This window comes from Mycobacterium sp., assembly GCF_035314665.1.
Taxonomy (GTDB): domain Bacteria; phylum Actinomycetota; class Actinomycetes; order Mycobacteriales; family Mycobacteriaceae; genus Mycobacterium.
Genome location: NZ_DATFZD010000373.1, coordinates 1 through 20,598, shown reverse-complemented (window position 1 = coordinate 20,598; position 20,598 = coordinate 1). Strand labels below are relative to the sequence as shown.

At 65.4% G+C, this 20,598-nt stretch carries 19 protein-coding genes, 2 tRNA genes and 1 pseudogene; 13 read left to right on the top strand and 9 right to left on the bottom strand.

The features are described from left to right. Positions 1–1,184 (top strand): GAF domain-containing protein (locus VKI00_RS26535; RefSeq protein WP_324443563.1); only part of this gene is annotated, 1,184 nt, incomplete at its 5' end. A gap of 301 nt (positions 1,185–1,485) precedes the next feature. On the opposite strand, the gene VKI00_RS26530 is transcribed toward VKI00_RS26535, so the two are convergent. The 3 genes from VKI00_RS26530 to VKI00_RS26520 form a co-directional block, all read right to left on the bottom strand. Then, positions 1,486–1,803 (bottom strand): hypothetical protein, encoded by a 318-nt coding sequence (locus tag VKI00_RS26530; protein ID WP_324443561.1) that lies wholly within the window; start codon positions 1,801–1,803, stop codon positions 1,486–1,488. Between the two features lie 60 nt (positions 1,804–1,863). After that, on the bottom strand, positions 1,864–2,151 hold the full coding sequence (locus tag VKI00_RS26525) for a hypothetical protein (protein ID WP_324443559.1): 288 nt from the start codon (positions 2,149–2,151) through the stop codon (positions 1,864–1,866). A 138-nt stretch (positions 2,152–2,289) separates the two neighbouring features. Further along, positions 2,290–2,646 (bottom strand): hypothetical protein, encoded by a 357-nt coding sequence (locus VKI00_RS26520; RefSeq protein ID WP_324443557.1) that lies wholly within the window; start codon positions 2,644–2,646, stop codon positions 2,290–2,292. Between the two features lie 142 nt (positions 2,647–2,788). On the opposite strand from VKI00_RS26520, the gene VKI00_RS26515 reads away from it, so the two are divergent. The 5 genes from VKI00_RS26515 to VKI00_RS26495 all read left to right on the top strand — a co-directional run bounded on the left by VKI00_RS26515 (position 2,789) and on the right by VKI00_RS26495 (position 7,754). Further along, on the top strand, positions 2,789–3,517 hold the full coding sequence (locus VKI00_RS26515; RefSeq protein ID WP_324443555.1) for a peptidase: 729 nt from the start codon (positions 2,789–2,791) through the stop codon (positions 3,515–3,517). 12 nt (positions 3,518–3,529) lie between these two features. Then, positions 3,530–4,228, top strand: coding sequence for an N-formylglutamate amidohydrolase (locus VKI00_RS26510; protein ID WP_324443553.1), 699 nt, complete (start codon positions 3,530–3,532; stop codon positions 4,226–4,228). A gap of 108 nt (positions 4,229–4,336) precedes the next feature. Beyond that, positions 4,337–5,149, top strand: a complete 813-nt coding sequence (locus VKI00_RS26505; protein ID WP_324443551.1) for a transglutaminase family protein — start codon at positions 4,337–4,339, stop codon at positions 5,147–5,149. A 341-nt stretch (positions 5,150–5,490) separates the two neighbouring features. Further along, complete coding sequence (locus VKI00_RS26500; protein ID WP_422656529.1) at positions 5,491–6,492, top strand: IS110 family transposase; 1,002 nt, start codon at positions 5,491–5,493, stop codon at positions 6,490–6,492. Positions 6,493–7,313: 821 nt separating this feature from the next. After that, the gene (locus tag VKI00_RS26495) at positions 7,314–7,754 is read left to right on the top strand and encodes a hypothetical protein (RefSeq protein ID WP_324443546.1); all 441 of its coding nucleotides are present in this window, start codon (positions 7,314–7,316) and stop codon (positions 7,752–7,754) included. A 183-nt stretch (positions 7,755–7,937) separates the two neighbouring features. Here VKI00_RS26495 and VKI00_RS26490 read toward each other — a convergent pair whose 3' ends face one another. Both VKI00_RS26490 and VKI00_RS26485 read right to left on the bottom strand, forming a co-directional pair. Then, positions 7,938–8,114 (bottom strand): hypothetical protein, encoded by a 177-nt coding sequence (locus tag VKI00_RS26490; RefSeq protein WP_324443544.1) that lies wholly within the window; start codon positions 8,112–8,114, stop codon positions 7,938–7,940. 493 nt (positions 8,115–8,607) lie between these two features. Beyond that, positions 8,608–9,309, bottom strand: a complete 702-nt coding sequence (locus VKI00_RS26485; protein WP_324443542.1) for a hypothetical protein — start codon at positions 9,307–9,309, stop codon at positions 8,608–8,610. A gap of 885 nt (positions 9,310–10,194) precedes the next feature. On the opposite strand from VKI00_RS26485, the pseudogene VKI00_RS26480 reads away from it, so the two are divergent. Beyond that, positions 10,195–10,855 (top strand): annotated as a pseudogene (locus VKI00_RS26480) (transposase); the annotation flags it as partial. A gap of 1,263 nt (positions 10,856–12,118) precedes the next feature. Here the strand turns inward: VKI00_RS26480 and VKI00_RS26475 are convergent. Beyond that, positions 12,119–12,191: transfer RNA gene (locus VKI00_RS26475), tRNA-Arg, on the bottom strand. 38 nt (positions 12,192–12,229) lie between these two features. Continuing rightward, positions 12,230–12,318 (bottom strand) — tRNA-Ser (locus tag VKI00_RS26470). Positions 12,319–12,388: 70 nt separating this feature from the next. On the opposite strand from VKI00_RS26470, the gene VKI00_RS26465 reads away from it, so the two are divergent. Both VKI00_RS26465 and VKI00_RS26460 read left to right on the top strand, forming a co-directional pair. After that, positions 12,389–13,465, top strand: coding sequence for a pyridoxal phosphate-dependent aminotransferase (locus tag VKI00_RS26465; RefSeq protein WP_324443540.1), 1,077 nt, complete (start codon positions 12,389–12,391; stop codon positions 13,463–13,465). Further along, a complete protein-coding gene (locus VKI00_RS26460) occupies positions 13,462–13,941 on the top strand; it encodes a DUF4334 domain-containing protein (protein ID WP_324443538.1) in 480 nt (159 codons plus the stop codon). Before VKI00_RS26465 ends, VKI00_RS26460 begins: the two co-directional genes overlap by 4 nt. Here VKI00_RS26460 and VKI00_RS26455 read toward each other — a convergent pair. Continuing rightward, positions 13,938–14,510, bottom strand: a complete 573-nt coding sequence (locus tag VKI00_RS26455) for a TIGR03086 family metal-binding protein (protein WP_324443536.1) — start codon at positions 14,508–14,510, stop codon at positions 13,938–13,940. The two genes, VKI00_RS26460 and VKI00_RS26455, sit on opposite strands and share 4 nt — an antisense overlap. 65 nt (positions 14,511–14,575) lie before the next feature. Between VKI00_RS26455 and VKI00_RS26450 the strand changes: the two genes are divergently transcribed. Further along, positions 14,576–15,400, top strand: coding sequence for a crotonase/enoyl-CoA hydratase family protein (locus VKI00_RS26450; protein ID WP_324443534.1), 825 nt, complete (start codon positions 14,576–14,578; stop codon positions 15,398–15,400). Positions 15,401–15,562: 162 nt separating this feature from the next. On the opposite strand, the gene VKI00_RS33895 is transcribed toward VKI00_RS26450, so the two are convergent. Continuing rightward, positions 15,563–16,051, bottom strand: coding sequence for a tyrosine-type recombinase/integrase (locus VKI00_RS33895; protein ID WP_414687298.1), 489 nt, complete (start codon positions 16,049–16,051; stop codon positions 15,563–15,565). A 183-nt stretch (positions 16,052–16,234) separates the two neighbouring features. Here VKI00_RS33895 and VKI00_RS26440 point away from each other — a divergent pair, with 183 nt between their 5' ends. The 3 genes from VKI00_RS26440 to VKI00_RS26430 are packed head-to-tail and all read left to right on the top strand — an operon-like array spanning position 16,235 to position 20,483. Beyond that, the gene (locus VKI00_RS26440) at positions 16,235–17,401 is read left to right on the top strand and encodes a tyrosine-type recombinase/integrase (RefSeq protein WP_324443530.1); all 1,167 of its coding nucleotides are present in this window, start codon (positions 16,235–16,237) and stop codon (positions 17,399–17,401) included. Next, positions 17,398–19,893 (top strand): tyrosine-type recombinase/integrase, encoded by a 2,496-nt coding sequence (locus VKI00_RS26435; protein ID WP_324443528.1) that lies wholly within the window; start codon positions 17,398–17,400, stop codon positions 19,891–19,893. The genes VKI00_RS26440 and VKI00_RS26435 overlap by 4 nt, the downstream gene beginning before the upstream one ends. Then, on the top strand, positions 19,890–20,483 hold the full coding sequence (locus VKI00_RS26430) for a hypothetical protein (RefSeq protein ID WP_324443526.1): 594 nt from the start codon (positions 19,890–19,892) through the stop codon (positions 20,481–20,483). The genes VKI00_RS26435 and VKI00_RS26430 overlap by 4 nt, the downstream gene beginning before the upstream one ends. Positions 20,484–20,598: the final 115 nt, after the last annotated feature.

Below are 20,598 nucleotides of genomic sequence, written 5' to 3'. Positions count from 1 at the left end.
TGGATGGAAGACTTCCTCCCGTGAGCGAAACTGGGCGAGACGACGCCCCAGATCTCGAACGGGTGCTCGGTCACCTGCATCTGCGCGAGTTGCTTGCGGAAGTGCGCGATCGTATTGCCGAGATGATCGAGGTCCGTGATCGTCTGGACCGGTTGATCGAATCGATCCTCATGGTCGCCTCAGGTTTAGACCTCGATGAGACGTTGGGGCGGATTGTTCATGCGGCGGTCGAGTTGACTGGTGCGCGTTACGGCGCGCTCGGCTTGCGGGGACAGGGAAAGGAACTCGCCGATCTTGTTTATGAGGGGATCGACGAGTCCACCCGTGCCATGATCGGTGACTTGCCGCGCGGGACGGGCGTGCTCGGTGTGTTGTTCGACGATCCCCGTCCACTTCGGCTGAACGACGTATCCACGCATCCGTCATCGGTAGGGTTCCCGCCCGGCCATCCACCGATGCGGACTTTTCTGGGCGTTCCGGTCGTGCTTGGTGGAGGTCAGGTGTTCGGCAGCATCTATGTCACCGAGAAAGCCGACGGCGCTCCCTTTACCGGTGATGACGAGGTGATGGTGCAGGCGCTCTCGGCTGCGGCAGCCATCGCCATCGAAAACGCCAGGCTGTTCGGGCAGACGCGTACCCGTCAGGCGTGGCTGGAGGCCACGCGCGCCGTTTCGATGGCTTTGCTTGCCGGCAGTGAATCGGACCATGTGCGTCAATTGATCACTACAGATGCGATGCGGTTAAGCGGTAGCGAGTGGTCGTTTTTGGCCGCACCCCCCGAACCGGCCACCATTGACGAAATCAGCCAGCTAGTCGTGACCGCAGTCGCTGGGACGCCACCTTTGCCGATCGAGCTGGGGTTAGCGATCCGGCCGGATCATTCACCGGCGTGGATCGCCGTCCACGACCGAACGACACTTAGTTTCGTGGGGTTCACCCTCAACGACGATGAACTCAACCTTGGTCCGGCGATCGTCGCGCCGCTGCGCGGCACGCACGTCATCGGAGGGACGCTGGTCGTTGGTCGCAGCACACACCGCCACCCGTTCAGCGACGATGAACGCGACCTCGTCGCCGGCTATGCAGACCATGCCGCGCTCGCCCTGCAGTACTCAACCACCCAGCAGCGCATTCTCGAACTCGAGCGCCGTGACCGAAACGGTGACCAGACGTTGCGACAGTGACTGGGGGTCAGCGGCCTTCACTCCGCGGCGGTTTGGTCAGATGCCAAGAGGAGGGGGTGGGTGAAATCTCTGTCACGATCGCCTCCCGGACCGCTGGTCAGGCGCATATGTGGCGGAGCAAGTTTTGGAAAAATATTGGCCCACCTTCGCCTGACACCGGAGAAGGTTCAGGATCGGGGATGAACCGCCCCGGCATGTCCGGTCCGTGTCGGCGGCAGACGATGGGAAGCTCTCAAATTGGCCGGTCAAGCAGTCGCAGACTGGGACGATTGGCTGACCGACCATCGGTGCCCCTGCCAACCTAGGACCTGTCGTTCGGGGATCTGGCCCAACCCCGTTCGTGGCGCAACGGCCTTCTCGGCGGCCAGTTTTCAGTATCGCCGCGCCTGCGCACGTTGGAAAGGTCACGGCAACGCTGCTGCATCTCGGGGACCGAAGCCGCCGGGATCTGGGTGTAGTCGCCGCTCCACAGCACGTCGACCCCGATGCCGGTCGAGCCCGGACAATCCACCCACTCGTCGCTGGCCGGATGCCAGCACTTGGCGTCGGCGTTGATGTCAGTCTGCGGGTCGGTCTCGAATGAAACGATCCCGAACGCTTCCTTGGAGGACGTGGTCATGGGAACGGTCTCCTCTCGGGCAAGCGGCTCAGACGCTCGAATGGGCAGCGTGCCGTCACTTCAGCGCGACAATCTCGGCGTCGGCGTGTAGCCGCTTGTCGATCCGGGCGCGGCCCTTCGTGCCATGAGGTCGCGACAACGCGTCTGCATCTCTTCGACCGCGTCGGCGGGGATGGGGTAGAAATCGACGCTGTAAAGCACGTCGGTCCCGATGCCGGTCGAGCCTGGGCAGTCGACCCACCTCTCGGTGTCAGGGCTCCAGAATTTCGCGTCGGCGTTGATGTCGTGGTGCGGGTCGGTCTCAAACGAGACGACCCCGAAGACACCTTCCGTGTAGTAGGTGGTCATTGGACTCCTCTCGACGAGCAAGCGGCATGGCCTGCCCTGCTTGGTGATCGGAATTTCGCGGATCGCAGCGGGCGTGGTCACCGCTGGACTGCACTTTGATTCTAGCAGGTGACCAGGGTCAGACCGGCCCAGGGCCTCCTACAGGTTGCGGTAACGGTCGATCTCTGTCACCGACGCTGACCGGCCATCCGCAACGGCGGGCGCGGTGTAGCGGATCCGCGCGTCCTGCCTACTCGACCACGTTGTGGCCATTACCTTTTCGCGATACCGAAGCTCGGTCGCCAGGCCAACCTTGGCGCCGTCGGTGATCTGTCCGCCGAACCGGGTCAGGCTCCACCGGCACGTGGCCGGCCCGACGGAAATGCACACGGCACTCGCCCAGTTGCCTCGGCGAGCCCGCATGCCGGCCAGGGCGGTGTCTACCGTGCGTCCGGCAACCACCGCGACGACTGCAGCCGGGAGTAAACGCAGGTTCGTCATTATCTGCTGCCGCACGTCGAGCGGCGTAGGCTTGGTGTTCGCGAAGGCATCGAGGCAGGCTTAAATCCAGATTGGGAATCGCTCAACTGCGCTTCTGCCACCATCCTGAAGCTGGTGGCATTGTGAACGGGGGTTGATTGCACAGAAGGTGCATGGCGTGACCTACTGTATCGGCGTAATGCTCGACAAGGGCATGATTTTCGCCTCGGACTCGCGTACGAACGCCGGCGTGGACAACTTCGCCAAGTTCTGCAAGATGACGGTATTCGAGCGTCGCGGCGACCGCGTTGTCGTTCTGCTGAGTTCGGGAAACCTGGCCGGAACCCAGGCCGTCATCAGCGTATTGACGCAGCGTTGTGCTGACGGCGACGCAGCCACCAATCTCTTGGGTGCCCGGACGATGTTCGACGTCGTGAGGCTGGTCTCCGACGCGACGCGCGATATCGAGAAACGCGACGCCGGGTACCTCGAAGAGAGCAACATCCGCTTCAATGCCTCGTTCATCGTCGGTGGGCAGATCGACGGCGAGCCGATACGGCTATTCCGGACCTATGCCGAGGGCAATTTCATCGAAGCCGGGATCGACACGCCCTTCTTTCAGACCGGTGAAACCAAGTACGGAAAGCCGATCCTCGACCGCGTAATCACGCAACACACTCCCCTCGCAGACGCCACGAAGTGTGTACTGGTGTCCTTCGATTCGACCATGCGCAGCAACTTGTCGGTGGGCATGCCCATCGACCTGATTTGCTACGAACGGGACAGCCTCGAAGTGCAGTGGCGGCGGCGATTCGATGAGGGCGACCCCTATTTCACCGCCCTCAGCGACGAATGGGGCGAAGGTGTGCGGCAGGTGTTTCGCCACTTGCCCGAGTTGCGCTGGTGACCGGTTGTCACGATGGACACCTTCATCATCACCTGTGAACACGGCGGTAACCGCATACCCGCGCCCTATCGGCGGCTGTTTCGGCGACAACGGGCGCTGCTGGATTCCCACCGTGGCTACGATCCCGGGTCGCTGGTCATGGCGAAGGCACTCGCCAGTGCCTTTGCGGCGCCCCTCGTGGCTTCGACTGTCAGCCGCCTGCTTATCGATCTCAATCGCTCGATCGGCCACCCACAACTTCTTTCGGCGGTGACCCGCGCCGCGCCGGCCCAGACCCGGGCGCAGATCGTCGAACAGCATTACCGGCCCTATCGCGAGCAGGTCGAGCGTCTCGTCGGGCAAGCGGTAGCGCGGGGGCATCGCGTGATCCACATTTCGTCGCACAGCTTTACCGCGGAGCTGGATGGCAGGGTGCGCGGCGCCGATGTGGGTTTGCTCTACCACCCCGGTCGGCGCGGGGAGGCCGAGGTGTGCGCCCGCTGGAAGGAAACGCTGGCAGCATTGGCTCCGGAACTTCGCGTACGCCGCAACTACCCCTATGCCGGCAAAGGAGACGGGTTGACCTCGCGCTTGCGCTTGCGCTTCGCGCAGTGCGACTACGTCGGAATCGAACTGGAAGTCAACCAGGGCATCGTTATCGCCGCGGGCCGACGCTGGACGGCATTGCGGCGCATGCTGATCGATTCGTTACGCACAGCATGTGCCGCGTGAGCGCCCCATGATTCATGCCCTGCGCCAAGGAGCACACGTGAGAACCCTTTCCACCACCTACGCCGCCGGCCATGCGCGACCTAACCTGCCGGATACCGGAGAGAAATAATGCAAATTCGCGTCGGCTTCGAAATGATCTACGACTGCCCGCAGCCAACCCCGATAATATTCAACCTCAACATCCACTTCACCCGCGTGTCCGACCTCGTCGGCCGTGACGACCTGGTAATCGACCCGCCGGTCCCGATGGCAGCCTATCGGGACGGCTTCGGCAACTGGTGCACCCGCATTGTTGCGCCCAAGGGCCGCACCCGCGTCTCGGCCGATGCGGTCGTCAACGACACTGGCCTCCCCGATGTCATCGTTCCCCACGCGCAACAGATTCCCGTGCCGGACCTGCCCGTGGACACGCTTATCTTCCTGCTCGGCAGCCGCTATTGCGAGACCGATCGGCTATCCGAGACGGCGTGGAATCTCTTTGGGCAGCCACCAACGGGATGGGGCCGCGTTCAGGCAATCTGCGACTACGTTCAGCGACATATAACGTTCGGCTATGAACACGCGCGCATGACGCGGACGGCGCTGGAAGCTTTTCACGACCGGACGGGTGTGTGCCGTGATTTCACGCATCTTGCCGTTGCCTTCTGTCGGTGCATGAACATCCCTGCGCGCTACTGCACCGGGTACCTTGGCGACATCGGTGTGCCGCCGGTGGACGAGCCGATGGATTTCTCTGCCTGGTTCGAGGTGTTCCTGGGCGGGCAATGGCATACCTTCGACGCGCGCCACAACACGCCACGCATCGGCAGGGTCTTGATCGCGCGTGGCCTCGACGCCGCCGACGTCGCGCTCAGCAACACATTCGGTCCCGCCACATTGACGAGCTTTAGGGTATGGACCGACGAGGTACCAACCGGTTGAGGGAAGCAGCGCTGCGCGGGCGATATTGTCGCCGACCGGTGGGCGAGCGAATTCGTAATGGGTAGCCTTTGCTGCTGCGCTTCTGGCGTATTCGGAGACCACCGGTAGTGCCCCGTGCCATGCCGAAGTCACACGGGCCGTAACGGATGCCGATGGCTACTGTCGTCAAAGAACCAACAGCGCCGCCTCCACAATGACGGAAAGCGCCTCTGATGTCATGAAGGAGCGGGGCCTCCGCTCCTCGTGTCCGTCCCGAGCGCGCATGCTCGAGGTGTTCACGTTGTTCCACGACGAAGGAGGCCCCTGTGAACGAATTCTACGAGGGTCAGCAGTTTGTCGGCATGGATCTGCATCGGCGCCGTTCGGTGCTGGTGCGGATGAGCGAGACTGGCGAGCATCTGGAGACGGTGCGGATTCTCAACGACCGTGACGTGCTGGCCGAGGTGATGTCCCGAGCTGGCGAAGCGCCGGAGGTGGTTCTCGAGGCCACGTACGGGTGGTACTGGGCCGTCGATGCGTTGGCCGAGCTCGGCGCGTCGGTGCACCTGGCGCATCCGCTCGGGGTCAAGGCGTTCTCGTATCGGCGGGTTAAAAATGATCAACGCGACGCTGCCGATCTGGCGGATCTGTTGCGGATGGGGCGGTTGCCGCACGCCTGGATCGCGCCACCGGAAACGCGGGAGCTGCGAGAGCTGGTGCGGCACAGGGCCAAATTGGTCGCGATGCGATCCCGATGCAAGGCCGAGGTGCATGCCGTGCTGGCCAAGGGCGGGGTCTGGGTACCGATGACCGACCTGTTCGGCGTCGAAGGAACCCTGCTGCTGGACAGGGTCACGATGCCCGCGCCGTATGTGGCGCGGATCGCCTCGCTGCGCCGGTTCATCGAAGCGTTCGACGCTGAGATCGACCTGTTCACCGGTCTGGCGCAGCGTCGGCTGACCAAGGATGCCGGCTACACCGCGATCCAGCAGATCCCCGGGGTCGGGCCGGTGTTGGCGGCGGTGTTCGTCGCCGAGATCGGGGACGTGCATCGTTTCGACGGGCCGGCCCAGTTGACGTGTTGGGCAGGGCTGACTCCGCGACATCACGAGTCCGACACCACCGTTCACCGCGGGCACATCACCAAGCAGGGCTCGCGTCTGGTGCGGTGGGCGGCGATCGAATCGGTGAAAATCCTGCCGGCGACCAGTCGCATCGGCGCGATCCGAGAACAGGTGGCTCATCGCCGCGGCAACCGCAACATCGGTGCGGTGGCTGCGGCCCGACGACAGCTCGAGCTGGTCTTCTACGGGCTGCGCGATCACCATGTCCGGGCTCTGCACCGCTCACCCCGCGCAGCGTGAGCGCGACCCAGTTCACGGTCGGCGCGGGTCGTCCAGCTCATGACCCCCGATACCGGCGTGGCCGTTCCTTCTGATTGACCCCGTCCGACCGTCCCTGCGAACCGCTTCATGCCGCTAACGCGCGGCGAAGGAATGACCCAGCAGCCCTCGCCTGCCTACGCCGGGAAACCGGCCTTGAAGACGACACCGACCCCTTGTTCCGCAAGCAGAAAGCAGGCAACAAGCCCTTTCCGATTTTCCTGTCCTGAACAGCGTGCGCCGAACGGCGTCGACGTCAAGGCCCTGCGGCCGCTTACGCGGTCGGGCTCCGCCCGAGCCTTGACCCCCGACGCCAATTTCGACGCGCCAACCAGGATCAGGAACCTCGCAAACAAGCGAAAAAAACAACCGGCCGTGGCCTTGACCGGCCCCGCTCCTTCAGGAATGAGCTGGGCGCGCCCGAAGGGATTCGAACCCCCAACCTTCTGATCCGTAGGCACGGGCGCTGCGCGTGACCAGGCACGGTACGAGTTCTGTTCTCGTGTCGGGGGAGGTGTGGGAAAGCCCGACTGTCGTCATCGTTGTCGTCAGAACTGTCGTCAGCTCACGGTGCGACGGAGTGGAGATCCCAAGTCATACAACGGGGCAAGAATGGAACCCGTCACACCTTGCACGGCGGCTTGTCCAACCGATTGCTCTCCGGGATCGACAGCGGCCACAATCACCCTGTGGTTGTGATCCCGGCGTGGGTATGGCGAGGCGTACCTGTCTTCAGGATAGTTAGCGTCGGGCTGGCAGTCGGTATCTTCTTTGGCGCGCTCGGGTTTGCTGAGTCCGGGTCTGTGGCGGCGCTCGTCGCCCTTGTCGCCCTCGGCCCGTTCGTCTTCGGGATCCCGATGGCTCGTCGGATGGCAAGGTTCTGGCCAGGAGCCGAGACGCTGAGCGGCGCGGATCGGGTAGCGGTGGTTCGGGCGACCCGGCGTGGCCGCAACATCGGTGAGGCATGCCTGGCGCACGCTGTCATCGAATACAGCAGCGGGTTGCGTGAAGCGCACGAGCAAGCTCGCCGGTATCGGTGGGTGGTTCTGGTCGTCGCCGCGATATCGCTGATCCTCGCGTTGACCGATAGTTTCTTCGGGTCGATCCGACTAGCCCTGGTGTCATGGCTGTGGGTTGCGATCATTGTCGTGGAACTGTTGTGGTGGCCCGGGAAACGGGCGGACCTTCTATCCAACGCTGGGCGGGCGGAGACGCTGGCTCGGCAGGTGTTGGCTGGTGGTTAGTAAACGTCAACTCTTGCGTCGTATTCAGATGTTTCCGTGCGGGATAGGCACTTTGCTCAGTGTGGAAGTGGATTCCCCTGGCTTCCTTGCCGCTCAGCGTCAGCAGCGCGATCACGATCAATGCCGGCAACAATTGTGCCCGACAAAGCGAATGGATACTGACCACGTTTGGTAGACACAGGGTCAGGCGGCTTGTGCCGTCTGAGTGAGTCGATTCTCGAACTCGACGGGGCTGAGCACACCGAGGGCAGCGTGGCGACGGTCGTATATCCGCTCGATCCAGTCGCCGACAGCGAGTTTGGCTTGCAGCTTGTTCGGCCACAGGTACCGGTCGTAGAACTCAATTTCATTGTGACCCAAAACGATTCGTCTAGAGCATTATCCCGACACGCGGGTGCGGCCGACCGATCGCAAGAGATTGTGCTCGCGGGCGAAACTGACTACCTGCGTTGAGGTGTACTGGCAGGCCGCGATCGGCGTGCAAGATCACCTGCTCGGCCAGCTCGCCGCGCATCGCCACAGTCATGGCCAGTGCGCGCTCCCCTGCGACCAGCTCGGTGCTCAGTGCTCATCGATGGCCCACCCGATTACCCGCCGTGAGCAGCCGTGGCGGACCGCGCACAGAGGGTATAGTCCGAGCCTCCGCCCTCGCACAGGGGCAAGAGCTGAATGACGCTGCGGCGAGGTCCCATTGCCCTGGCCTCGCTTCTCATCACCGGGCGATGGAGTAGCGCAGACAACCGGTTGATCGCCGTGGGTTTGTGGATACCACCGTTAGACGCTGGCCCCTGGGACGGTGCTGGTATCGAATTGCGGGTGTAGCTACCTACGGTTTAGCCTCAAGCCGCCGTGTTCAAACTTGCAAAAACCGAAAGTCATACGACGGGGCAAGAATGGAACCCGTCACACCTTGCACGGCGGCAAGGAGTTCTAGCCTGGCGATGGTGCTCGGATCGGCCGCGAAGCCTGCCGTGGTAGCACCGATCACGACGCGGCCGTAGCGCGCCCCGATTCCTACGTGAGTCTCCGTGCCCTGAGTAACCACGCCGGCGAACGCCTCATTGCCCAGCTGCGGTGATGGCAGGGGACTGAATCCGGGTACCGCGGCGCTCGCTTCGGCAGCCTCCTGAAAGGCCGCCGACGCGCTCTTTGCATCGGGATAGAGGTCCACCGACAGTGTCACCTTCTGGCCGGCGGAGTTCGTATAGACCACCACTCTGGTGGCTACTGGGTTGCCTGGCGCGGCGGTGTTGGGGCCGGTGCTGTCTTGCGCTGTGATCCCAGGGAAAAGGGCGCGAACCGGGAGCAGGCCGACGATGACCCTTCGCGGCAGCAATGCTCCCGTATCAGACTCCGTTCCCGTTTGCTGGTTTTCGACAGGCTGGATCGACTTGGCGAGGCCAAAAGCGCTCGGCACCGTCGACAGCGTTTCTTGGTACTGGCGACGCGTCCAGGCCAGCAACGCCCAGAGCACAGGCGACTCAACCGGGGTGGCCGGCGCAGTAGCACTAAAGGTCGCCGCGAGGGCGGCCATCAGAGCGGACGCGACGCTCATCGCGGGGCTCGGCACCGCCATCCGCGCAGCGACAAGTGGCCCAGCAGCTTTCGGCACGGGAACGAGCGGGGTTGGTGTGTGTTGGTTGAACGCTACGACCGATCCTTCGCCCACAACGGGCTTGCCTGAGATCGCACGGGCCGTCAACGCCGGCCCGCGCCCCGAAACGGAAGAGGGGTCCATCATTACGCGGTTCGGTCCGTGCTTGCCGGCGCTGGCTCGCGACGTGGTGGATGTTGATTGCCCCGGCGGCGTAGGGATTGCGGCCACGATGGCGGCGACGAATGCAGAGGTGCGTGTGGCCGTCGTCCGAGCCAGCCGGGATGGGCTGACCACTTTCGGGTCGTCACGCGACGGCACTTTGTCTATCGCAACACCCAGGCCCGCGGCCGCTGACGGGCCATCTGCGGACGTCGACTCAGCGCGTGATGGCAACACTGACAAGGACATCGGCGGATTAGTCAATGGCGGCCTCGGTGTGATTCCCGCCGCGATGTGTGGCCTTGAAGACGACACCGAGGGAGACGCCGGACCGGTCGACGACGTATTCGACTTGGATGGTGCGGCCCACGCGACGCCGGGGGCGGTGATCACCGCGGCTCCGATACCCAGAGCGACCGCTAAGCCGCAAACCTGCCACGCGTGCACTTGCGCAGTCATAATTCCTCCAAGGCAGCAAACACCGCAGTTTGGTTGTGCAGCGTCTTGTCCTGACCTGTGCATTGAACCGTATATGGGTGCCGCGAGGTGCACGATGATTCTTGTGAATTCTGCATAGCTTAGCTACTTCGACCTGAAAAAGTCGGGGTGTGGCGGCGGCTGAGCTGGACGTCGTTTGACGAGATGATGGCCTCGAACCCTTGGCAAGAAGGGATCGAGGCCATCGTGCTCAGAACTGTAAATGACCAGTTGTCGTTGTGGGATGCAATATTGCCAGCCGAGCTGCTGGTGTTGCCCGACGAGTTGGCCCGGGTGGACGCGTTGCTCGACGACCCGGTGTTCTTCACGCCGTTCGTGGCGTACTTCGACCCGCGGATCGGTCGTCCGTCGGTTCCCATGGAGACCTACCTGCGGATGCTGTTCTTGAAGTTCCGCTACCGGCTGGGCTTTGAGGCGCTATGCCGTGAGGTGGGCGATTCGATTTCCTGGCAACGGTTCTGCCGGATCCCGCTCGGCTCACGCGTGCCGCACCCGACAACGCTGATGAAGCTGACCAGACGGTGCGGCGAGGCTGCGGTGACCGGGCTCAACGACGCGTTGTTGGCCAAGGCCGCCGCCCAGAAACTCCTGCGCACCGACAAGGTCCGCGCCGACACCACGGTGGTGGAAGCGGCGGTGGCCTATCCCACCGACTCCGGGTTGCTGGCCAAGGCCGTCGGTGGCATCGCCGGCACGATCAAACGTATTCAGGCTGCAGGTGGGGCCACCCGTACCCGGGTACGTGACCGCAGCCGCTCAGCCGGCCAGCGGGCCCGTTCGATCGCGTCCAAGCTGCGGTTGCGTGGCGCTGCGGCCCGCGAAGAGGGCCAGGCCGCCAATGAACGGCTTGCGCCGCCTCCACGTAGCCGCCGCAAGCCGAAAGACTGGTACGACATCGCGTTGGTGCTCCTGAACAACGAATACGGCGACGCGCTGGCGGCAGCGGGGCGGGTCCGGGAGGTGCTCGGGGATCCGACCGGCACTATTCGCACCCAGCTACAAGATCTGCAGGCCAATCTCGCGGATTCGTCCGCCCAGGGGACTTCGGCCTACGTCAACCAGATCACGTCGGACCACCCGAGGTCGACCCGAGCACCGCAGCCGCGGATGCGATCCTGGCCGTCGGGATGTTCGCTGACGGGCTGCTCGGCATTTGATGCGGCAGAAGATCACTGGCCCTCATCGGCCGTTAAGAATCTGGGCCGCGGTGGTGAGCGCCTCAAATGCGGCGTCGAGTCGCCGTTGGCGGCGGCGGTCGGGCTCATGGTTAGCCTCAGCCGCCACGAACCCGATCAGCTCGTCGAGGTCATCATCGGTGGCAGCCAGGACAGCGCCGTCGTTGTGGGCGCGGATCCCGAACACCAGTCGCTCGCAGTCGGGGTCAAGCAACCGTAACTCGCGCAGCGCCACGGCCACCTCATTTGCGATGACGATCTGGTTGACGGAGCCGACGAGAGCCAGCCTTCGGCGGCGCAGATCGAAAGGCGAGTCCTCCCAATTACTGATGATCCCATCGTCGTCGCAGACGCTGCACTCCCACCGGATCGGTACGCCCGGCTCCGTCTGTAGCACGATCAGCTGACCCGGGCAGCGCCGGTGGGCCGGCCGGCGTCGGCACGGCAGCGCGCTTTCCCAGCTGGTTGCGGCGTCACCAGCTGTAGCCGCCCGAACAATGTTGCTCAGGTGCTCGGCGAGGCGGCGGGCTGGGCCCGGCGTGTCAGGGGGTAGGTCGAGGAAGTGGTGGAGGTCGGCAACCAACATTTCTGGGGACTGTACCGGGCCACGGCTTCATGCGGCGTGCACCCATCGCCCGCGCTCGTCGTAACCCCGAGACCCCCGAAACATCGGCACGCTGATGGTGCATACGATCGCCACAAACAAGTCAGGACGGTCGACAGCCTCTGTGACGTACGAACCGCCCAGCAATGGTCGTCATGTGGAGTGACGCTCATCAGGCATGGATTCGGTGCTGACCCCGGCAACCTTGACCACCTGACCGTCGGACAACTGGTCGTCCGTTCGCCGACCACCTGTCGGTCAGATCGTCAAAACTGTCGTCAAAGATCCAAAAGCGCTTCTCCACAATGTCGGAAAGCGCCTCTGACCTGCGCGCGCCCGAAGGGATTCGAACCCCCAACCTTCTGATCCGTAGTCAGATGCTCTATCCGTTGAGCTACGGGCGCATGTGTTCAATTGTGCTGGGCTGACGGTTCAGCCGCGGCGGAGGCGAGAGGATTTGAACCTCCGGTCCCCTTGATGGGGGACAACTCATTAGCAGTGAGCCCCATTCGGCCACTCTGGCACGCCTCCTGAAATGTTCCGGAGGCACAGCGTACACAGGCCGGACGGCGTGAGGCAAAGGCACGCCTATGCTGGTCAGGTGACTGCCCGTCTGCGCCCCGAACTGGCCGATCTGCCGGCCTACACGCCGGGCAAGACGGTACCCGGGGCAATCAAGATCGCCAGCAACGAGACGGTTGACGGCCCACTTCCCAGCGTGCGGGCCGCGATCGAGAAGGCCACCGACACGGTCAACCGCTACCCCGACAACGGCTATGTCGAGTTGCGTTCACACCTGGCGAAACACCTGAGCAGATTCGGGGACTTCGCACCGGAGCACATCGCCGTCGGCTGTGGCTCGGTGAGCCTGTGCCAGCAACTCATCCAGATCACGTCGACCGTCGGCGACGAAGTGGTGTTCGGCTGGCGCAGCTTCGAGATCTACCCGCTGCAGATCCGCGTCGCCGGCGCGGCACCGGTCCAGGTACCGCTCACCGACCACACCTACGATCTGGACGCCATGGCCGCGGCGATCACCGACCGCACCCGCCTGATCTTCATCTGCAACCCGAACAACCCCACCAGCACGGTCGTCGACCCTGCCGCACTGGCTTCGTTCATCGAGAAGGTTCCGCCGGACGTGCTGATCGCGATCGACGAGGCCTACGTCGAATACATCCGCGACGGCCTGCTGCCCGACAGCTTCGGCTTGGTCCGCGCCCACCCCAACGTAGTTGTGCTGCGGACTTTTTCGAAGGCCTACGGCCTGGCCGGGCTGCGCGTCGGCTACGCGGTGGGCGACCCCGACGTCATCACCGCGTTGGGCAAGGTGTACGTGCCGTTCAGCGCCACCAGCATTTCACAGGCCGCGGCGATCGCGTCGCTTGCCGCCGCCGACGAACTGCTCGCCCGCAGCGACGCGGTTGTCGCCGAGCGGGCGCGGGTGAGCGCGGAGTTGCGCGGGGCGGGTTACGAATTGCCCTCGTCGCAGGCCAATTTCGTGTGGCTGCCGCTGGCCGAACGGACTGTGGATTTCGTGCGGGAGGCCGCCGAGGCGCGCGTGATCGTCCGGCCCTACGGCGGGGACGGCGTGCGCGTCACCGTCTCCTCGCCGCGCGAGAACGATACATTCCTGCGATTCGCAACCGAGTTCGCCCGACGCTGGAGGGACCATTGAACGACGAGATCGCCCGAAAGCTGTTCACGGAGCTGAAGGAACGTAGGGACCGGATAGCCGACGCCGAACTCGACACGTTCTGGGCCACGCTGCCGCCGGCCACGATAGAGGACATGCTGGGCGAATGGTCGGGCGGTGAGTTCGACACCGGCCACCGGATGAACGGCCTTCTGGCCAAGGCGAAGTGGTTCGGCAAGACTTTCACCTCCGCCGCCGACGTGCAGCCGCTGATCTGCCTCGACGACGACGGCAACAAGTTCTCGAACGTCAAGCTGGGCAAGGGTGAGGCCAGCCTGTGGATGGAGCAGTTCCGCGGCGAGGTGACGGCCACCATGGTCTACGACGGCCAGCCCACCCACGATCACTTCAAGAAAATCGACGACGACGCGGTGATGGGCATCATGAACGGCAAGCACGTTCTCGACTTCGGCGATGGACGGGGTCGCTTCTTCTACTTCTACCTCGAACGCGTCTAGCCAACCGGCGTGCGGCCGGTGAACGCGATCAACTGGTCGAACACGTCCGCGTCGGCGGCGACGTCGACCGGGTCGGCGAAGCCGACCGCGGTCCGGCCGTGCGGGGTGATGATCCGGCTGGCCAGGCCGAGCACGTAGTCGGCCACCGGTTCGGGCACGGTGATCTGGTGCCCCGTGGCGATCGCGTAATCCCAAGCGTGGACGAGGAATTCAACCGACAGGATGCCGGCCGCGACGACCGCGGGCGCCTTGTTCGGGCCTATCGACACCTTGCCGTCCAGGCCGCGGCGGCGCCACGCGTCCAGCGCCGCCTCGGCGGCGGCGCTGACCTGGGCGAGCGGTGCCGCGTCGGGAGCACGCGGCGGGAGGGCCGCACCGGCCGCGCCACCGATCGCCGTGATCGAGTTCATCAGGTGGTCGGTCAGCTTCGCGACGTCGAACTCGGTGCACGGCGTCTGGCGGGTCAGGTCCGCAGCGCCGACATCTTGCAGCACGTCCTGCAGCACGACCAGGGTGGCCTCGGCGCACTCGATCTCGTCGGTGGGCGCCGCGACGTTTTCGATTGCCATAAGGGTCACGGTACGGCGCCAATCGCCGCGTCGTAACCTCAGTTCGATACTTCAGGAGGTGGTTCATGGGCCAGGCGTACGAATCCGTCACCGTCGACATCGACGGCCATGTCGCGCAGGTGACCCTTGTCGGTCCGGGCAAGGGCAACGCGATGGGCCCCGCGTTCTGGTCGGAAATGCCCGCAGTGTTCGCCGAGCTGGACGCCGACCGCGACGTGCGAGCGATCGTGCTCACCGGCTCCGGCCGCAACTTCAGCTACGGCCTGGACCTGCAGGCGATGGGCGGCACGCTGACGCAGGTCATGACCGACGGGACGTCGGCGCGGCCGCGGGCCGACTTTCACACCGAGGTGCTGCGAATGCAGGGCGCGATCAACGCGGTCGCCGACTGCCGCACGCCGACGATCGCGTCGGTGCACGGCTGGTGCATCGGCGGCGGCGTCGACCTGATTTCGGCGGTCGACATCCGCTACGCCAGCGCCGACGCCAAATTCTCCGTCCGCGAGGTCAAGCTCGCGATCGTCGCCGACGTGGGCAGCCTCGCGCGGCTGCCCCTGATCATTGCCGACGGCCACTTGCGCGAGCTCGTGCTGACCGGTAGAGACATCGACGCGGGGCGGGCCGAGACGATCGGCCTGGTCAACGGCGTCTACGACGACGCCGAAGCGGCGCTGGCCGCCGCGCACGCCACCGCCGCCGAGATCGCGGCCAACCCGCCGCTGACGGTGCGTGGTATCAAGGATGTGCTTGACCAGCAACGCATTTCGCGGGTCTCGGAAAGCCTGCGGTATGTGGCCGCGTGGAATGCGGCGTTCCTGCCGTCAAAAGACCTCGCCGAGGGCATCACCGCGACGTTCGCGAAGCGGCCACCCGCGTTCCGCGGGGAGTGAAGCGGTGGCGGAGTTCGTCCGTTTGTGTGACGAGTTCCAAAAACGATATCGCATGTGATATCACTTCTTGCGATTGACGGTCGGCGGTGGCGGAGGGATTTGAACCCCCATCCGCGCCTGCGGAAACACCCTGGGCAGGGCGCAAAAGATCAGCTCAGAGCACTATCGTCGGGTTGGCTCACTGGGTCGTGCCCACATTTTGCCCACACTTTCACGAGCGCGGGCCTTGTCGAGGGCGGTAGCCACAGCTTCCAGATCGTCATCGAACAGGTCGGCGTAGATGTCCAGCGTCATTGCTGCCGAAGCGTGCCCCAGCATCTTCTGGATCGCTTTGATGTTCGCACCGGACGACACCGCAAGGCTGGCCGCAGTGTGACGAAGGTCGTGTGGCGTGGTGCGCGGGACACCGGATGCCCTGCCCGCTTTGTCGAACCACCCCGACCCGGCATGCGGGCGTTTCAGGTATCCGCCATCGTCGCCGGGGAACAACAGATCGTCGCGGCGCCGGTCCTCACACTGGCGGGCCAGATAAGGCAGCAGGAAGTCCGGTAGCGGCACGCTGCGCAGCTTGTGGCCCTTGGTGGTTCCGACAATGATTTCCGACCCGACCTCGACGGCGTTCTCGGAGATGGTGGCCCGCCGGCGCAGCATGTCCAGGTCGCGGATCCGCAGCCCGGTCGCCTCGCCCCACCGTAGACCTTCTCCGGGGTTTTCTGACCTGTGGCGGGACGTTGCTCGATCTGGATGATTGGGCTGGTTGTTCGGCGTTTCTCCGGGGGTGTGGTGCTCGTGGCTGGTAGTCGTTTGTGACTGTCGACCCGAAAGCGAGAGACCATGCGAGCATTCCCGGTGAGTTTGCCGTCCGGGCAGCGGTATTGGACGGTGCTGGACGAGGACCTGCAGGTGGTTGGTGTCGCCGACGGGTATCTGCGGCATCTGCGGTTCGGCCGCGACGCGGCCGAGTCGACGACGAAGGCGTATGCGCATTCGATCGCGTTGTTCCTGCGCTGGTGTGCCCGGTCGGGCCGGTCCTGGCAGGCCGGTGTCGAGGGTTTCGCGTTGTTCATGACGTGGCTGGCTCATGCCCGGCCGTCGGTCGATGACGCCGCGAGCGTGGTGGTGGCCGGTCCCGGCGCTGCGGCGGTGCGGTGTCCGTCGCGCATCAACGGTGTGCTGACCGCGGTGCGAGGGATGGTGGTGCACGCGGTGGCGACCGGTCGCGGTGCGACGGGACTGGTGTCGATGCTGTATGAGGTCGCCGATGACCGGGACCTGCCGGCGGAGGCCCGCGGCGAGGACGGTGGTATGGCGTGGCGGATGCGGGCCCGGCATCGGCTGCGGGAACCGGAGACGACGGTCGATCGCGCCAGCGATGAGCAGATCGTTGCGCTGCTGCGGGCCTGCCGCTCGGCGCGGGACCGGTTGATCGTGTTGTTGATGGCCCGGGCCGGGTTGCGCCGTGGGGAGGTGTGCGGGCTGCGGCGCAGCGATGTGCACCTGCTGGTGGATTCGCGCCGATTGGGCTGCGATGTGGCGCGGGCGCATCTGCATGTGGTGCGCCGGGCCGACAACCCGAACGAGGTGTGGGCCAAGTCGCGGCGGGAGCGGGTGGTGCCGCTGGATTTCCTTGTGGTGCAAACGTTCGACGTCTACGAGTTCGAGCGCATGCGCGTCGCCGATGCCGCCGCCGGCGATTTCGTGTTCGTCAACCTGTTCCGCGGCAGGCTCGGCGCGCCGATGCGGCCGGACGCGATCGGGGAGTTGATGGCCGCGGCGTCCCGGCGCGCCGGACTCGACGTCGCGGTGCGGCCGCACCAGCTGCGACACTCCTACGGCAGCAACGTCGTTGATGCCGGGGCCGGGATCGATGTGGTCGCCGATTTGCTTGGACACGCCGCGGTCTGCTCGTCGCAGGTTTACCTGCATCCGGACCCCGCGCGGCTGCGGGCTGCCGTGGATGCGGTGCCCAGCCCTCGCGAGCAGGCCGAGGTGACCCGGTGAGCGCTGTGGGGCTGGGCGAAAACCTCGCGGTCGAGCAGGACTGCGGCGAGTTCCCGCACGTGTTGGGCGGGGTCGTGTTGATCGGCGCGGCCGCGTGTCTGGCGGCGATGCTCGACCGCAGGTTCTTGGCCGAGGCGGGGTGGGATCCGCGGACCAGGGTGCTGTCGTTGCCGGCGGAACATCGATTGTTGGGCCGGACGGTGTGCCGGGTCGACGGATGCCAGAACACCGTCCGTTCCGGTCTCACGGTGTGTCATCGGTGCTTCACGCGCCTGACTCGGCTTGGGATGAGCAAGTCGGAGATCGCCGCTGCCGCAAGCCTGCCCGCCGAACCCGCGTCCCCGACGCGGTGCGCGGTGTCGGGATGCCGCTGCCTGCCGACGGTGCGACACGCGGTGTTGTGCGAGCCGCACGCCAAGACGTTCCGCCTGCGGCGACCACCGGTGTCGATGCAGCAGTTCCTGGCCGACCCGCGAGTGCGGCCGTTGCCGCCGATGCCCGCATGCTCGGTGGCCGCGTGCACCCGGCCGGCCGATGGCGCGGGCGGCTACTGCAACACCCACTACCAGCGCTGGCGGGCAGCGCTGGCCGCCGACTCCGAGGTGGATCCCCACCGGTGGCGAGCCCGCGAATCGTGTGTGGCCGAGCCCGGGCAGGTGAACCTGCGCGCGCTGCCGGTGCTGGTGGTCGTCGAGGTGTTGTTCGGCGTGCAGCAGCGCGTCCGGGGCGGGGCGAAGATCACCGACAAGCAATTGCGGGTGCTGTGCGACGGGCTGCGCCGCCGGGACGCCGCCTCCATCACCACCGACCGGGCCGAGATCACCCGCAACAAGTCCGTGCGGTCGCTGCGGACCGCTCTGACCCAACACGTCCGGCGGGCTCTGGCCGACCCCGGCAGCGAACAGGCCAAGGAAACTTGGGATCTCGCGGTCTTCGGCCATCGCGGGTACCTGTCGTTCACCGGAATCAGCCAGCCCTGGCTTGCCCAGTCCGTCAAACGGTGGGCAGCCGAACAGTTGCCCCGTCACCGAGGCCGCGGCGCGGCGAGAGTGCGCGGCAAGATCAACGGGCTGCGCCTGCTGTCGGAGTTCCTGGGCCGCAGGCCGGACCGCGGACTGGTCCCGTCGGCGTTGGGCCGCAGCGACATCGAGGACTTCCTCAACCGGCTGGCTTATCTGGAGTCCACCGGCGCGATCAGCCGATACCGGCGCAACTGCATCTGCCGCGACGTGCGCGAGGTCCTGGCCGGTATCCGCGCCCTCGGCCTGACCAGGCCGGGCCAGCCAGCGGCGGGACTGGCCGGCGATTTCGCCATCGAGCGCCGCGACATCCCCGCCGAACCCGAACGCGGCGAACCCGGCCGCGACCTGCCACCGGAGATCATGGCCATCCTGTGCGCCAACCTCGACACCCTCGAACCCGTCGAGGTCAGGGTCGCCACCCAGATCGGCATCGACACCGGGCGACGCCCAGAAGACATCCTCGCCCTGCCGCTGAACTGCCTGAACCGCGACAAGGACAGAGCCGCGGTGCTCGTCTACGACAACGCCAAGGCCCACCGCCTCGGGCGGCGTTTGCCGATCGGCGAGGCCACCGCCGCCGTGATCAGCGGCCAGCAGCAGCGGGTCCGCGCGCTGTTTCCCGACACCCCAGTGGCTGAGCTGACACTGCTGCCCACGCCACGCCGTAATCCCCACGGGCGCACGCCGATCAGCATCGATATGCTCGACGCCCGGCACCGCGAGTGGATCTCGGCCCTGCCGGTCCTGCGCACCCGCGACGGGATCGAGGTCGACAAGACCAAGATCGTCCCCTACGCGTACCGGCACTGCTACGCCCAACGTCACGCCGATGCCGGTGTCCCCATCGACGTGCTCGCCGAACTGCTGGATCACCGCAGTTATTCGATGACCCGGCGCTACTACCGCATCGGTGAAGACCGTCGCCGCGCTGCCGTCGACAGGGTCACCGCGCTCAGTTTCGACCGGCACGGCAACCGGATCTGGCGTGACGCACACGCCCTGCTGGACTCCGAGCGCGCCCGCCACGCCGTCGGCGAGGTCGCCGTCCCCTACGGCACCTGCACCGAACCAACCAACGTCAAGGCCGGTGGCGGGGCCTGCCCGGTCCGGTTCCGCTGCGTGGGCTGCGATCACTTCCGCACCAACATCGCGTTCCTGCCCGACCTGCAGGCATACCTCGATGATCTGCTGTGCACCCGGGAACGGCTGGTCGCCGCCATCGACGGAGTGGACGACTGGGCCCGCGCCGACGCCACCCCCACCGCGGAGGAGATCACCCGAATCCGGCGACTGATCAACAGCATCAAAGGCGACATCGCCGACCTCGACGACACCGAGCAAGCCCGCATCGACGACGCGGTGGCCATCGTGCGGCGCCACCGCGCAGCCCACACGGTGCCGCTCGGCATGCCCACCCTCGCCGCCACCCCACCCGCACCAGCAAGCACCGCTTCGGAGGCCACCGCATGACCGCCAACACCGACACCACGTCGAATCACACACGCGCACAATCTGTCTCGTCGAGAACACGCATCCGATCGATGCTCGACGGCCGTCGCGGCGACTCGATGCGCCGACGCCGGCGCGTGCTGGCTGCGATCGACCAAGCCGCAGCCGCTGGCGACCGGCTCAACGCGGCCGCCATCGCTCGTGCGGCCGGAGTCGACCGCACATTCCTCTATCGGCACCGTGACCTGCTGGAGAAAATCCACGTGCTGCAAGCAGATCCAGTCCCCGATGAGCACCCCGGCCCGGCGGTCACCCGAGCCTCGCTGCAGGCGGATCTGCTGGCTGCTCACGAACGAGTCGCCCGGCTCGGCGCCCGCATCCAGCAGCTGGAGAAGCGGCTGTCCGAAGCGCTCGGTGAACAGGCCTGGCGCGAGTCCGGGCTCGGCGTCCCCACAGATATCGATGCCCTCCATCAACGCATCAGCCAGCTCGAACAGCACAACCTCGACCTTCGACAACAACTCGACGAACGCGATGAAGACCTCGCCGCCGCCCGCGCCGCCAACCGCGAACTCATGGCCCGACTCAACGCGCCAGGCCGGCCCCGCTGAAACCGCGAGTCTGCTTGCACCACACCTGTTGCAGCAGATAGCATCCCAACATCGGCTTCTGAGCTGCATAAACTCAGAGAACCACGCTGGCGCACGGGGACTGAGCCCTGGAGAA